16 protein-coding genes and 1 pseudogene are annotated in these 14,123 nt (G+C 66.6%); 6 read left to right on the top strand and 11 right to left on the bottom strand.

Annotated elements, in window-relative coordinates; genetic code table 11:
* Window positions 1–6: 6 nt before the first annotated feature.
* Both ACFQGD_RS10940 and ACFQGD_RS10935 read right to left on the bottom strand, forming a co-directional pair.
* Window positions 7–865, bottom strand: a pseudogene (locus tag ACFQGD_RS10940) (IS5 family transposase).
* Window positions 866–1,459 (bottom strand): hypothetical protein, encoded by a 594-nt coding sequence (locus tag ACFQGD_RS10935; protein WP_345401263.1) that lies wholly within the window; start codon window positions 1,457–1,459, stop codon window positions 866–868.
* A 178-nt stretch (window positions 1,460–1,637) separates the two neighbouring features.
* Here ACFQGD_RS10935 and ACFQGD_RS10930 point away from each other — a divergent pair, with 178 nt between their 5' ends.
* Entirely contained in the window at window positions 1,638–1,919 is a 282-nt protein-coding gene (locus ACFQGD_RS10930) for an Lrp/AsnC family transcriptional regulator (protein ID WP_345401260.1), read from the top strand.
* Window positions 1,920–1,925: 6 nt separating this feature from the next.
* Here the strand turns inward: ACFQGD_RS10930 and ACFQGD_RS10925 are convergent, their stop codons facing one another.
* Window positions 1,926–2,762: a PP2C family protein-serine/threonine phosphatase gene (locus ACFQGD_RS10925; RefSeq protein WP_345401257.1), complete on the bottom strand. Its 837-nt coding sequence runs from the start codon at window positions 2,760–2,762 to the stop codon at window positions 1,926–1,928.
* A gap of 308 nt (window positions 2,763–3,070) precedes the next feature.
* Between ACFQGD_RS10925 and ACFQGD_RS10920 the strand changes: the two genes are divergently transcribed.
* Window positions 3,071–3,349, top strand: a complete 279-nt coding sequence (locus tag ACFQGD_RS10920; protein WP_345401254.1) for a hypothetical protein — start codon at window positions 3,071–3,073, stop codon at window positions 3,347–3,349.
* A gap of 12 nt (window positions 3,350–3,361) precedes the next feature.
* On the opposite strand, the gene ACFQGD_RS10915 is transcribed toward ACFQGD_RS10920, so the two are convergent.
* The 4 genes from ACFQGD_RS10915 to ACFQGD_RS10900 form a co-directional block, all read right to left on the bottom strand.
* Complete coding sequence (locus tag ACFQGD_RS10915; RefSeq protein WP_345401251.1) at window positions 3,362–3,919, bottom strand: FAD-dependent oxidoreductase; 558 nt, start codon at window positions 3,917–3,919, stop codon at window positions 3,362–3,364.
* Between the two features lie 156 nt (window positions 3,920–4,075).
* Complete coding sequence (locus ACFQGD_RS10910; protein WP_345401248.1) at window positions 4,076–4,762, bottom strand: DUF429 domain-containing protein; 687 nt, start codon at window positions 4,760–4,762, stop codon at window positions 4,076–4,078.
* Between the two features lie 142 nt (window positions 4,763–4,904).
* The gene (locus tag ACFQGD_RS10905; RefSeq protein WP_345401245.1) at window positions 4,905–5,867 is read right to left on the bottom strand and encodes an Acg family FMN-binding oxidoreductase; all 963 of its coding nucleotides are present in this window, start codon (window positions 5,865–5,867) and stop codon (window positions 4,905–4,907) included.
* Between the two features lie 72 nt (window positions 5,868–5,939).
* Complete coding sequence (locus ACFQGD_RS10900) at window positions 5,940–6,386, bottom strand: SPW repeat protein (RefSeq protein WP_345401242.1); 447 nt, start codon at window positions 6,384–6,386, stop codon at window positions 5,940–5,942.
* A gap of 207 nt (window positions 6,387–6,593) precedes the next feature.
* Between ACFQGD_RS10900 and ACFQGD_RS10895 the strand changes: the two genes are divergently transcribed.
* On the top strand, window positions 6,594–7,496 hold the full coding sequence (locus ACFQGD_RS10895) for an oxygenase MpaB family protein (RefSeq protein WP_345401239.1): 903 nt from the start codon (window positions 6,594–6,596) through the stop codon (window positions 7,494–7,496).
* A gap of 37 nt (window positions 7,497–7,533) precedes the next feature.
* Here ACFQGD_RS10895 and ACFQGD_RS10890 read toward each other — a convergent pair whose 3' ends face one another.
* From ACFQGD_RS10890 to ACFQGD_RS10875, 4 genes are all read right to left on the bottom strand, one after another.
* Complete coding sequence (locus tag ACFQGD_RS10890) at window positions 7,534–8,508, bottom strand: Acg family FMN-binding oxidoreductase (protein WP_345401236.1); 975 nt, start codon at window positions 8,506–8,508, stop codon at window positions 7,534–7,536.
* A 109-nt stretch (window positions 8,509–8,617) separates the two neighbouring features.
* Window positions 8,618–9,913: a TMEM143 family protein gene (locus ACFQGD_RS10885; protein WP_345401233.1), complete on the bottom strand. Its 1,296-nt coding sequence runs from the start codon at window positions 9,911–9,913 to the stop codon at window positions 8,618–8,620.
* A gap of 93 nt (window positions 9,914–10,006) precedes the next feature.
* Window positions 10,007–10,912: a universal stress protein gene (locus ACFQGD_RS10880; RefSeq protein WP_345401230.1), complete on the bottom strand. Its 906-nt coding sequence runs from the start codon at window positions 10,910–10,912 to the stop codon at window positions 10,007–10,009.
* A gap of 138 nt (window positions 10,913–11,050) precedes the next feature.
* Window positions 11,051–11,629, bottom strand: a complete 579-nt coding sequence (locus ACFQGD_RS10875; RefSeq protein WP_345401227.1) for a CBS domain-containing protein — start codon at window positions 11,627–11,629, stop codon at window positions 11,051–11,053.
* 264 nt (window positions 11,630–11,893) lie between these two features.
* Here ACFQGD_RS10875 and ACFQGD_RS10870 point away from each other — a divergent pair, with 264 nt between their 5' ends.
* From ACFQGD_RS10870 to ACFQGD_RS10860, 3 genes are all read left to right on the top strand, one after another.
* Window positions 11,894–12,598, top strand: a complete 705-nt coding sequence (locus tag ACFQGD_RS10870) for a response regulator transcription factor (RefSeq protein WP_345401224.1) — start codon at window positions 11,894–11,896, stop codon at window positions 12,596–12,598.
* A gap of 112 nt (window positions 12,599–12,710) precedes the next feature.
* Complete coding sequence (locus ACFQGD_RS10865) at window positions 12,711–13,223, top strand: hypothetical protein (RefSeq protein WP_345401221.1); 513 nt, start codon at window positions 12,711–12,713, stop codon at window positions 13,221–13,223.
* Window positions 13,224–13,226: 3 nt separating this feature from the next.
* The gene (locus ACFQGD_RS10860; RefSeq protein WP_345401218.1) at window positions 13,227–14,114 is read left to right on the top strand and encodes a hypothetical protein; all 888 of its coding nucleotides are present in this window, start codon (window positions 13,227–13,229) and stop codon (window positions 14,112–14,114) included.
* The last annotated feature ends 9 nt before the right edge of the window (window positions 14,115–14,123 follow it).

Below are 14,123 nucleotides of genomic sequence, written 5' to 3'. Positions count from 1 at the left end.
CCCGATTCATCGGGCGAGCATGACGGTGGCGGCGAGGAGTACGCCGCCGAAGTAGGTCCGCGCGTACTTGTCGTAGCGGGTCGCGATTCCGCGCCACTGCTTGAACCGGCCGAAACCGCGCTCGACGGTGTTGCGCTGCTTGTAGAGCTCGGGGTCGAAACCCGGTGGCCGACCACCGGCGGACCCCTTGTCCTTACGGCGTTTGGCCTGGTCGGAGCGCTCGGGGATGGTGTGCCGGAGGCGTCGCCGCCGCAGTTCGCGGCGAGTCGACGGGTGTGAGTAGGCCTTGTCCGCCAGCAGGCGATCCGGCCGGTGCCCGGTCGCGGCCAGGGCCTCGAGCAACGGCGCCAGGCGCGGATTGTCCCCGGCTTGCCCGGCGGACAGCAGCATGGCCACCGGGCGGACACCGGAGGTGACCAGGGCGTGGACCTTGGTGGTCAATCCGCCGCGCGAACGACCGATCGCGTGGTCGTCCGGCTCGGAAATCTTGTCATTCGACCTGGCCCCCTGTGTGGTCCGCGGAGGGCGCGCCGGCGGCATGCTGGTGCGCCCGCACGACGGTGGAGTCCACCGACAGCAACCAGTCCAGCTTGCCCGTATCGGCGTGGTCGGACAGCACATGCTCGAAGATCCGCTCGTACGTGCCGTCGCTTGACCAGCGGCGATGCCGCTTCCACAAGGTCTGCCAGGGGCCGAACTCAGCGGGCACATCACGCCACGGCGATCCGGTGCGAAAGCGCCACGCGATCGCTTCCAGCACCTGACGGTGATCACGCCAGCGCGCACCACGCCGCCCAACATCAGACGGCAACACCGGCTCGATCGACTCCCACAACTCGTCCGTGATCACACCAGTTCTGATCATTCACCGATCATCAGCGAACCACCGGCCGATATTCGGGAGACACGCCCTAGTCGGGAACGTCGGTGCCACTCGGGAACCGGAAGCGGCCACCGCCGCGACACCAAGAATCGCGCCGAACAACACCCCGAAGATCGCGGCATCGAAGAGCAGATTGAGCACGAAGTAGTGCTCTGTCGGTTGAACTGGACCCGATATCAGCGAGGGCATATCGGTGACCAACGATGCGAGCACTATGCCGGACACCGAGGCGATCACCGCGCCCAGCACCGTTACCCCCGTCGTAGCGGCGAATGTCGCCATCTTCGACGCCATCACCGGCTGAACCGCGCGGTTGAGTCCGAACACAACCAACAGGACGAACACGATCGTGCGAATATCGGCCATCCAGAACCCCCACACACCGACGCCCTCCAGATCGATGTACCAACGTGGGAAGAAGAAGTAGCTCGCCAGCATGCCACCGACATTGTCGTGCTCGCCGCCCACAGTTGACGCCGTCCGCGATACCCATGGGTTGCCGACGAGCAGCACATAGACCAGCAACGTGCCGACCCCAGGCGCGAACTGACGACGCGCTCCCCCAGCGGTGATCATCTGCCCGACGTTAGCGCCGAGCACTGGACCGTCGCGACGTCCATCCGAGTTATCACGAAACCCGGCGTGCCATCCGCGACCAGCCGCGTGAGTAAGGTGGCGATGACCTCGTCACTACCGACTTCCCGACGGCACGAGGTCGTCAGGACCCGCAGCGACACAGACCAAGGAGCGCCCCGTGATCACCGCAATCGTGCTCATCAACGCTGACACGGACCGGATTCCCGAGGTCGCGGAGTCACTGGCCGACCTGGACGGCGTCAGCGAGGTCTTCTCCGTCACCGGCGAGTTCGACATCGTCGCGATCGTCCGCGTCCACGAGCACGAGGAACTCGCCCAGGTCATTCCTGGCAAGGTGAACAAAGTCGACGGCGTTCGCTCGACCGAGACCCACATCGCCTTCCGGACCTACTCCAAGCACGACCTCGAAGCGGCGTTCTCGCTCGGCATCGACAGCTGAGGTGGATCAGCACCAGCTCGCGGCCGCACCAGTGACGATCGGTGAGCTCGACACGTCGGGATGCCCTTCGACCACATCGGCGACAGCGCATGTGACGTTGTCCGACGATCCCGCTTCCAGCGACGACGTGGCCAGCCGGGCGACGGCGGTCGCAGGTGACCCAGCGGTCAGTTCCCCCGTGATCTCGTCCTCGGTGAGGACGTCGGACACACCGTCGCTGCACACTAGATAACGATCGCCGGGGACGGCTCTGAACACGGACAGGTCGAAGTTCGCCGCGCCGCGCCCGTCGAGCGCGCGCAAGATCATCGAACGACGAGGATCCGCGGCCGCCTCCTCTTCGGTGATCTTTCCAGCGCTGAGCAACGACTGCACGAGCGTGTGATCGGTGGTGAGCTGCCGCAGCACCCCATCACGCAGACGGTATGCCCGCGAGTCACCGATGTGCGCCACGGCGAGCCGGTTGCCACCCGAACACAGCAGCGCGGTCAGCGTGGTACCCATCCCTCGCAGGTCCGGCCGCTCCGCGATCATGTCAGCCAGGCTTTCATTGGCCGTCTGCACCGAGTTCGCCAGCGCGTAGACGATTTCCTCACCGGCGATGTCGCCGTCAAGGGCGGCCAATGTTCTGATGGCGACCGAGCTCGCCACCTCACCGTACGCATGCCCGCCGACACCGTCAGCGACCGCCACCAACGCCTGCCCCGCATAGGCGGAGTCCTCGTTATTGCCGCGTACGAGGCCGACGTCGGAGAGCGCCGCACTGCGCAGCGATAGCGCCGTGCCAGTCGATGCCTCGTCCCGACGTCGCTGCGACCTCAGCAGTTCACCCAGCTTCTGCACGTCGGCAGTCTAGACATCCTTCTCCGTTACACCAAATGGCCTAGTCGATACATCGATCCGTCGGAACACGGCCAAGCCCGCGTGTTTTCCCGCAACAGGTCCCGACGCGCGATGAGGGTGGCGCCTGGCCGCGCGACGTCGTGTTAGCCTGTTGCCATGCCGCGCTACACGACGCCAAGGCGAGACGTACTGAGGCGCGCCAGCTGAACCCAGGTCGCTGGCGCGCAGCGCTGTCGACCGCGGACACGTGGACATCTTCCCGGGACCTGGCCCGATTCCCCGTTAGCTCACAGCTGTGGAGATTCGCTATGTCCCTCTCGCCTGCCTATACGCCGTCGAGCACCCCGTCGTTCCTCGCTCGCCGCCGTATCGCCACCTACTTCACCGGCGGCACCAATGGCGTCCTCACGCTCGTGACCGCCCTGCAGCAGCGCGGCTTCACGGTCCATGACATGTCCGTCGACATCCGCGACGGCGTGCCGGAGAGCAGCATGGTCTGCACGGTCATGGTCACCAGCACCGACATCGACCTGCTGCTGGAGCATCTCAGGGACCTGCCGTCGGTCGTCTCCTCCGAGCTGGTGTAGCTCGGTAACGGCCTACTCGCCGTCCTTCGGCGGCGTGTCCCAGTCGTGGACGTCCTTGCCCGCTTCCCGCGACAGGATGTCGAGCGCGGCGACGGCGCCAGCACCCGCGGAGATGATCGCCTGGCTGCGGCTGGGCCTCGCGAGCCTGCCCACCGCGTAGACCCGATCGACGTTCGTCCGGTTTTCGGTGTCAACCCGCGCGCGGCCGTCAGCGATGTCCACGCCGAGCTCCTCCGCGAGACCCCGCGTCGCCTTGGCGCCAGCGAGGATCACGTAGTCCGCGTCCTGTGTTGCGTCGCCGGCGTGGACGGTGAAACGCCCATCCTGCCGCGTAATCGACTCGACCTGCTCGTCACGGAGATCAGCGCCGAACCCCGTGACTTGCGTGCGCGCAGCGGCTTGGAAGTCCGTGCCGCTCATGTCGTCAAGGCCCAGGTAGTTGTGCAGCTGTGCGGCGTGCATCGCCGTCTTGTCCTGACCATAGACGATGGCCTCGTGGCCGTTCTTCGCCAGGAACAGGGCCGCGCTGAGCCCGGCTGGACCGTCTCCGATGATCGCTACCGTCGTCATGGCACCGAGGATGGCAGACCGAGCACACGATCGCCGAACGGCCTGGGCCCGAAAGGCCATCAATCAAGCCGTCCGCGCCGATCACGAAGACTGGATCGCAACGGTCCAGCGATGGGCCGACGCGGCCATAACGGCAAGCGCCTCGCACTAGGACGTTCAGCTCCAGATCGCGGCGGGCCAGCCGTCGCTGAACACCTCTGGTGGATCCGGCATCGTGACAGCACACCCGACCGCCACCCGGTGGGCGCTCCAAGCGACGACCGCCGCGTCGAGGACATCGTCGACGCCAACTCCGCGCCCCACCGTGCCCAGCTCCTCATCGGTCACAATGCCCGCTTCCCGCAGCAGCTTACGACGTCGTACCACACCATCGTGAGTCCGTTTCCCGACGTCAAGCGGAGCGCCCGCCAGGTGAGCGAAGGACACTTCCGGGTGCACCTCGACGACGTCGACTGCCGCCTGCCGCGCCCAGCCGTCCACCTCCAGCAGCTTGGGTTTGAGACCGTATGCTTGAATGGACATGCCCTGACCAGTCAGTTCGCGGTTTCGGGCGCTGGCGGAAGCATGATCGGAACACCCGAGGGCCGACCGAGTCGGCGTCATGAACACCGAGGACCGCAGTCGCCAGACGGCTTGCCGTGCGAGTTGGTCTGCCTGACGCGGACCGTTGTCGGGAAGCCCGATCGGCATGTCGATTCCGACGACCGCTACTGGACCGTCGGCACTGGCCTGATCGACGAGAGCGGCGATTCCCGATGCGACGTGCGCGGTCATCCGGCCGTTGTCCAGGACGATACCGACCCAGCCCACTCGACACGCATCGACACCGAGAACTCGAACCACTAAGTCAGTGTGCCGTGAACGTTACGACGACCGCAAAGCAGCGCGGGCGAACGTGACGGCGTCCGTACTGGGCCGTGGTCGTCACGGCTCGTCGGGGTTTCACCAAGGGACGCCGACGAACGCCTGACCACGACACCTGACATCACTCAGGAGGCGCCATGACGTCCGCCACCGGACGTCGTGGGGTTGGACCTACCGGGTAGCCGTAGCCGATCCGCAGCAACGTGTGTACCTCACCCGCATCGCGGAACTCCGCCACCAGCTCCCGCCGGGTCTCCGCCACTTCGAACGGCTGCGACAAAAACGACGCGCTCAGCCCGAGCGTGCACCCAGCAAGCAATGTGCGCTGCATCCCTGCGCCCGCCACGACATCGAATCGGGGCCCCGACCCGACTGTGGTCACCGCGACCAGCAACGGCTGCTGCTCGAACAACCGAGGTGGCAGTGGGTTCGGGCGGTAGTACTTCCGCAGTTCCAGCAGCTGCCCGGACAGCGGCGTCGGCCCCACCGCGTCGGTGGGGATGCCATCACGACGACCGGCTGGTCCACCGAGCCACCGCTTGATCTCGTGCTGGTATGCCCCGTCGTTCTCCATGGCTCGTTCCGCGTCGCGGATGAGACGAACCAAGGTGTCGTACCGCTCCGACGCGTCGACAAACACCAGCTCAGCGCCCTCGGTGCGCGCGGCGGCGGCGAGTTTGGCCCGCGCGTCCGGTAGGACGGAACGCTCCAGGAACGGGTGGCGGTTCGTGTGCCGCTTGGTGATGGCGTCGGCTAGCTGTTGGTCCACATCGGACGCCTTGCGCTCCCCCGCGACCCGGACGGTGGCGAGTAGATCCCGTTCGGCGGGGTCGGGGAGCAGGCGCGTCAGGCCCACGCGATTCCGCGCCCGCAATGCCACGCGCAGGTTGCACAGCGCCGCACCGCACGCCAGGCGCGCCTCCCTCGCCTCAGGGTCAGCGACCGTGAGCACGCGGTCCCGGTCAAGCCACAACGAGATCGTGGCGCCGTCGACTTCGAAGAGCCACGGCTGGGCATTGAACGGCGACGGCGCGCGCACGGCGGCTTCCAGCGCCATGTCGATGGCCTGCTGGGCGGTCGTCATGTTCTTAGCCTCCGATTAGATCGCCCCATGAGAAGGTGGCCGGGCTCGCGCTCCGGCCACCGGTACGCGTGATCAACGTGCCGAACGCCGTGCCAGGTACATCGGCAACATCGCGATCAGCCCAAGCACCACCACTGCCGCGCCACCGAGCACGTTGCTCAGCACCGTTTCGGTCGTGGTCTCGGTGCCGATGACCAGCCACAAGGAAATGATCGTCCAGGCTCCGAGCAATGGGCACACCCAGAGCAGCCGGTGGGTGCGCTCGTACGCGGCCGCGAAGCCGGCACCGAGCACAGCGACAGCGAGCCCGATGACGAGGTTGTTCCTCGCCAACCCGGCTGACGTCTCGCTGAACCCGATGATCCACGGCGACAGGGCCACGTACAGCCCGGCGAGAACGGTGAGCGCGTCCGTCGCCTGCGCTGTGAACGATTCGGCCATCCGGTCGTACCGTGCGCTCATCGCCACGATGTCCGGGTGGTCCGTCATCTTCGTCGTGGCACGAGTTCCTTCCGTCATCACGTCACCTCCATGAGGGGTCATCCCGGGTACACGACTCCGCGGGACATACATCAACCCAATGCCGCACGTCAGGATCAGTGCGAGGGCCGCCAGGCCCAACTTGCCGGGACCAAAGCCATGTGTCGCGCACACTATTGACACACTGCCAACAATTCGCTTTCATGGTGCTGGCGGTGCCGGACGGCGCCAACGGGAGGTTGCACCATGAGCTCGGTACCCCCATCGCCGGACGAAGCACGCCGATACGTCGTCGGACCGGATTCGCTATCGTGGGCACAAGCCAGCGACGTCCGCAGGCTCTTGCTCGCGCCGTACGCGCTCATCCTGCAAGTCGCCCACCCGACGGTCGGCGCGGGCGTCGCCGAACACTCGAACTTCGTCAACGAGCCATGGCAACGGCTCACCCGCACGTTGGACTACCTTGATCTGCTGATTTACGGCGGTGACGACGCGATCCAGACCGCCAGCCGCGTCCGCGACATGCATAAGCGCATCAAAGGCGTGCGCACCGACGGCACCAAGTACCACGCGCTCGAACCGCGGGCGTACGCCTGGGTGCACGCGACACTCATGCTCGCGATCGTCCAGCTGCACAACCGGTTCATCCGAGAGCTCGACCAGGCCGACATCGAGGCCTCATACCAGGAATGGCTCGGTCTCGGCCGCCTGCTTGGCATCAGGGAGGGCGACCTGCCGCCGGACTGGGCTGGCTTCCAGTCCTATTGCGACACCATGATGCGCGAGGAACTTGTCGACAACGAGACAGTGCGGCTGGTGCTGCGCACGATCCGCAAACCAGGCGCGCCACCCGGATGGCCGTCCTGGCTGGGTTGGTTGTGGCGAGCTGTGCGCCTACCCGCGGGATACCTGCTGACGCTGACCGGCGCGAGCGCGTTGACGCCCGAGCTGCGAGAGCGGTTCGGCGTGCGGTGGAGCCGGAGCAAACAGCGACAGGCCGACGTCCTCGCCGCGCTTTCGCGGGCGACGACCCCGATCATGCCGCGCCGGGCACGCGTGTCCGGCCCGACCTACCTGCGTCTGCGGCGTAAGGCCATCGCACGAGACGAGTTCGCCCCGGACAGCTACCGCCAAGCCGCGATGCGGTGAATGACGCTCACCCCGTTGAGGGCGGGGGAAGCTCCATTCACTGTACGTGACCACCGGTGTCGATGACCTCGCTGACGGTGCGGCGGGGCGTCACACCGGTCGGATAGCCGTAACCAATCCGCAGCAAGGTGTGCGGGTGACCGTCCGAAGCGAACGCCTGGGTGACCTCGTCCCTGAGATCGGGCACTTCGAACGGCTGCGACAGGAACGACGCGGACAACCCGAGACTGCACGCCGCGAGCAGCGCACGCTGCATCCCGGCCCCCGCGATCACGTCGAAGCGAGGACTGGCGCCCGTCGTGACGACGGCGACAAGCAGTGGCTGCTGTTCGAAGCGACGCGGCGGTAACGGGTTGGTCCGGTAGTAACCGCGCAGCCGCACCAGCTGGTCGTCGACCGGGTCCGGACCGATCGCGTCGACCGGGACGCCATCGTGCCGATCGATCGGGCCACCGAGCCAGTACTCGACCTCATCGCGATACGCCTCGTCGGCGTCCAGGCGCTGCTCCGCCTTGCGGATGAGCTCGACCAGCAGGTCGTAACGCTCCGAGGCATCCACGAACACCAACCGTGCGCCCTCGGCACGCGCCGCTGACGCCAGCGTGACACGAGCGCTCGCACTGACCTGGCGGTCGAGGAACGGGTGTCTGTTGGTGTGGCGTTTGGGAATCGCGTCGGCGAGCCTGCGTTCGCTGTCGGTCGCGGGCCGTTCCCCCGCGATCCGCACCACCGCGAGCAGGTCGGGGTCGTCGCGGTTCGGCAGCAAGTCGACCAGGCCGACGCGATCGAGCGCGCGCAGCTGGATCCGCACGTTGCACAGCGCGGCGCCACAGGCGAGCCTGGCCTCGCGCGCATCAGGGTCAGCGACCTCGAGCACGCGTGCCCGATCGAGACGGAGCTCGATCCGATCGCTGTCGACGTCGAAGCGCCACGGCTGGGTGTTGAAAGGCGACGGCGCCCGGACCGCTGCCTCGAGGGCCAGGGTGGTCACGGACGTCTGTGAGGCGATCATGGCTTTCCTTCCACGGGAACTCTCGCCACCTATCGTGCGCCACGTTACGAAGAGTGACAGCGGAAAATCGTCACTACCTGGCAGGACCAAATACCGCTCTTGGCACTGGCTATCGGCCGGAGGAACTCGCGATGTCGGCCAATTCGTCGTTGTACGAGAACACGTTGTCCCAGATATGATCAATCCGTCGTTTCGCCTCCGGCAACGACACAACGGAAACCGACTCATCGTCATGGTCGATGAGGAGCTTCAGACGGCGTAGCGTGCGCAGGCCATCATCGACGTCGAACCGCACCGGAACACCGGATCGCCGCTCCAACCAGCGATCGGCTCGCGCCCCCAGCTCATCGACCGTCAGCGGGGCATCGGAAAGGCGAAGCAGATGATAAGCGATCACGGCTTCCTTGACCTTGGATTCCTCCGCCGCGTCGAGGATATGATGGAAAACCCCCGCGTCGTTGTCGAGGTTGCGGAAGTACAGGCTTTCCGATAACACTTTCATGAATTTGATTTTGCGGTTCTTGAACTTGGTGAACTGCCGCCAGAGATATCCGCCGAACGCGGCGAGACCCGCGCCTAACGAGATCAACGCCGCCTGGTCGAGATCGACCGGTTGGTCTCGCAGCCCGAGCCAGAACGCGAGCAACAAGAACAACACGCCAAGCGAGGCGATCAGCTTGGTGACCACGACGACGATCCCGGAGACCACAGCGGGCACCCCGATCAGTAGCTTGTCGATCGGCCGCATGCGCACGCCAACGTTGGGAAGCAACATCTCAAGGTCGCGGCGAGGAACATCCTGGAAAAGCTTGAGCATCACCGCGCCGGGCTCGAACGGCAGCTCGTCGCGCTTTTCCTCGTCGACGTTCTCGGGGAACGCGACGTAGAGCAGCACCTTGTCGTAACTGACGAACTCGACGGTCTTGCGACGCAGCCCGAACCAGTGCGGCACCTTCGCGGTACGATCCGTGGCGCCCCTGCGGTAGATCAGGACGTCATCGATGGCGTCGTGGTCGACTTCCATGCGCACCTTGAGCAGCGAGTGGTCGCTGATCGCCCTGCCGAACTCGTCGGCGCCGACGAGGGTGAAGTTGGCGTCCTCGGCGAGCGCGCGGAGCCCGTCGACCAGCTTCCGCTTGGCCTCGGCGCGCTCGGCCGTCGTGACGGGTTCGCTGGTGCGGGCGTCGACGTCAGGGGCGAACGCGTGGTAAGCGTCCTTCAGCTCCTCGATGCGCGCGCGGAACCGGTGATGCAGCAGGCTGGCGAGGATCTCGGTGAAGGCGAGGAACGGCTTGCGGTCGTCTTCTGCCAGCTCATCGGCGCAGAGCGTGATGACGCTGCGCTTACGGAACGGGATGAAGTACTCGCCGGTCACCGTGGGCCCTTTCGCACGACAGTCGGACATCTTCGAACCATACGAGCGCACCAGGATCACACGACGCAACGCCCCGCGACACGGAGGTCCGCGGGGCGCTACCGATACGTCAGAGCCGAGACGTCACTCCCGGTCCTCAGCGGGACGCACGACCATGACAGGGCACTTGGCGGCGTGGATCAGCGCTTGGCTGTGCGAGCCGAGCAGCAAACCGGCGAACCCGCCACGTCCCCTGCTGCCGACGACGACGAGCTGCGCCTTCTCACTGAGCTTGAGTAGCTTCTGGTGCGGCCTGCCACGCTCCACGACCCGCTCGACGCTCACGTCGGGGTACTTCTCGCCCCAGCCCGCGAGCCGTTCGGCCAGCATCCGCTCGGCGACGTCCTGCACGGTGCCCCATTCCTCAGCGAACCGCTCCGGCGTGAGCATCTCGGCGGCGTCGCCGTCGAACCAGGTGTGTACCGCGGTCAGCGGCGCACCACGCAGCGATGCCTCCTCGAAAGCGAACGACAGCGCGGACTCCGACAGCGGACTGCCGTCGATGCCGACGAGGACTGGGTCGCGCTCCGGTCGCGAATCGGCGTCCTCACCACGGACGACGACGATGGGACTGTGCGCGTGGCTGGCGACCTTCACCGGCGTCGACCCGAGCGCGAGACCGGCGAGGAACCCGCCGTGGCCGGACGCGCCAAGCACCGTCAGTCGCGCGTGGCGGGACTTCTCGATCAGCACGGGCGCCGGGTCGCCGTTATCGGACACGGTCTCGACCTCGATGTCGGCGACCTGCTTCGCGGCATCTTCCGCGGCGGCGAGGATCTCGATTCCCTGCTGGGCCAACTTCTCGCGCAGCTCGCCGGACGGCGGCCACGCGCCGACATACAGGCTGGGCAGGCCAAGCGCGTGGACCAATCGGAGGGAGGTGTGCCGGTGTGCGGCGTCCCGCGCGCCCCATCGAACGGCCGTGAGCGCCGATTCCGACCCGTCCACTCCCACTACGACCGGATAGTTCTCCGGAACGACGTCATTCATTGCTTTCTCTCCCTCGTGTTCCTGATCGCTCCGGGGTGCCCGGAGCGCTTACATGTCAGCCTGCTCGCGGTGGCGATGCGGCTGCTACGGGAGTTGGTCACCAAGCCGAGGTGACCTTCTCCCCGTCGTGGCCCCGGGTCACGATGTGACGCCTGAGGTGGCGAAGTTCGTTTCCACCGTGGTTACCCCGAGCACCGTCCTCGCAAGCGCGGCGGCGACAGCCCGTTCTGCCTCGTCCGCGAAGGCGCCGCTGATAGTGACCGCTCCGCCGGACACCGTGACGTGCCACCCGTCCCGTTTGCCGCTGTAGTCGTCGAGCAGCGCACGCACGTGCGTCGCGATGGTGTCGTCGGACCGCACCAGTGGCCGGAGTAGGTCGTGCCTGCTGATGACACCGACCAGCACGCCATCCGTCACGACCGGCATGCATCGCAGTCCGTCGGCGAGCATTCGCCGTGCCAGCTCGGTCACGTGCGTCTCCGCGTTGGCGACCTCCACCGGTGTCGACATCATCGCGTCGACGCGCAGCTCGCCTGATGCGTCCATTCCGTAATTCAGCGCGTCCGCCTCGGTGAATATCCCGACCACTCTGCCGTCGTCGTCGACGACAGGCAGCCCCGCGTAGCCACGCTCGCTGAGCAGCGCGATGGCGTCGCGTACGGAGGTGCTCGGATGCACACTCACCGGTGGGGTCGTCATGATGTCCAGCGCCCGCATGGAATTCTCCTCCCGCGCACCTGCTGTTTCGTGCTACGTCCGACGCTAGGCACGCGGGTGGCAACGCACCGTTGTCATCGGTACTCAGCTGTCGGGACCTTCGACCCGCCGGATGGGCCGGTGGATACGAGACCGGCCTACGTATGCTCGTCACGTTTGCACTTTTTGACGGTGTCTTACCAACCGTCCGCACTGTCATAATTTCGCCACCTTCTGATGCTGTCCGTGACGTCGTGGTGACATCAGGTGGCGAGGGGAGCGCGAGTGGATCCGGGGACCGAACGGCATACGCGTGTCGTGCTCTGCGCGCGAGACGGCGCGAACGCGACCGGGCTCGCCGCGGTACTGAACACTCACCGGGACCTGACCGTCGGAGCGATCGGGCTGGACGCGGCCACCGTCGTCTCGCTGTTTCCCCGCGAACGGCCGGACGTCCTTGTCGTCGACACTTCGGTCGCCGCGGCGGACGTGTTGTCGTTGAGCGCGCTGGCGCGACAGCCGGACAGCAGCGTGCGGGGCGTCGTCCTACTCGCCACCAGCCTGCCGGACGGCGACGGGGTTCTCGCGACGGCCATCCGCCGTGGGGCGCGCGGGATCGTGACACACGATGGGCCGGTCGAGCACATCGTCACCGCCATCGGCGCGGTGGCTTCCGGCGGCGCCTACATCGAGCCATCGCTGGTCGGACGGGTGCTTGACGCGCTCACCGACGTCGGCTGCGGAGAGTTTCCCGCCTACGCCACCGCCGCGCTGACACCGCGCGAACGGGAAGTGCTCGACCTGCTGAGCACCGGCAGGTCCAACGCGGACATCGCCGACAAGCTGGTGCTCAGTGTCAGCACCGTCAAACATCACGTATCGAGCGTGTTGCGCAAGCTCGGGTTGCGGAGCCGTGTCGAAGCGGTCGCGGCGGCACAGGACGCGTGGCGCGAGCCAACCAGCAAACGTGAGAACTATTCGTACTTTTGACCTATTCTCGGTAATCAACCGACCACGTAGCGTACTGGCTGATCTACAGATCACCCGAGACAGCGACCGGCCGCGATCGGCCGGTCGCGCCCGCGACACGAGGGAGGCTCTTGTGGGAAAACTCGGACGTACGCTGGTCGCGATCGCAGCGCTCGCCATGGTGGCGGTCACGGCACCCGCCATCGGACATGCCGAACCGAGCGACGACAACCCCGGCCGCGCGCAACGACAGCTACCGACACCGGCGGACCCCGCCTCGGTGACGCCCGCCCCGCGCGGTGAGTTCTCGACCGCGGCCCTTCGCGACGGATACTGGCACCAGGGCGAGTTCGCATTGTGGTCGCGGCCAGGCTACGTAGGCGACATCTACGACACCAGCACCAAGTACCACAAGACCTACTACGGCCGGTACTACGTCAACTCGGCCATCACGCTGTACAACACGGCGAGCAGCACCGCGAACGGAAACGAGCACTACCGCGTCATCGCGACGAATTCTCCCGAGGGCAAGGGCGACCGGCTCAAGCACCTCAAGTACCCGTCATGCAACAACGTCACCTGCTACGCCTACACCGACCTTGGGTGGGCGGACAACAGCTTGAAATCTCACTTCCGACGTTCCTGAAGCATGCTGACGCGCGCCGCACTCGTCGTGCTCGCGGCACTGGCGGCTAGCGGATGCACGGCGCCGGCCTCGCCGAGCGAACTGCCCCCGCTCGGCGAGGTCCCCGTCATCAGAGACGCCGATGACCTCGCCGCGCTCGACCTGCCGCTGGACCCGTATCACGTCGACACCGAGCCGCTACTCGACCGAATGAACCGGGCGTGGGATGTCCTCGTTCAGCGCTGTATCCGCCGCTACGGGCTGAGCTGGCCCACCTCGCCGGAACACGTGCCCCCGGAAGGCCCGGAGCACATGGAGCGCTACGGCATCATCGACGCGGCGGTCGTGACCGAGTACGGCTACCACCAGCCACCGCGGCCCGGCGTGAAGAACGGCGAGGATACCGGCCAGTCGTGGTCCGCCGACGCCGACGCCGTCATGACCGGCAGGGTGGATCGCCATGACGGCAAGCCCGTGCCCAACGGTGGCTGCAACGGCGAGGCGATGCGGGCGCTCGGCGCGGAGTTGCCCGAGAACGGTCCGCCCAAGGCGCCGCTGTCTCGCAGACTCGCCGGCCGCGCCTACGAACAGGCCCTCGCCGACCCCCGGTTGGATCCGGTTGTCGCGGAGTGGCGCGAGTGCATGACGGCGGCGGGCTACGACTACGACTCCCCGCTCGACGCCGGCGAAGACCGGGCCTGGTACGTCAAGTCCGGCCCTTCGAAGCGGGAGATCGCCACGGCACTGGCCGATGTGGACTGTCGGGCGCGGACCAACTACGTCGGCATGTTCTACGCGCTCGATGCCGCCTACCAGCGGGAAGCCGTGGCGGCGCACCGCGCGGAGTTGCGCGAGCTGCGCGAAGCCGCGGAGGTGATCGACCGCAACGCCCGCCGGTTGCTGGGAGAGTAGACGAGGCAC

The organism is Haloechinothrix salitolerans (assembly GCF_042662605.1).
Taxonomy (GTDB): Bacteria; Actinomycetota; Actinomycetes; order Mycobacteriales; family Pseudonocardiaceae; genus Haloechinothrix_A; species Haloechinothrix_A salitolerans.
The sequence above is the reverse complement of the archived record's forward strand: the minus strand, read 5'-3'. Positions and strand labels throughout refer to the sequence as shown.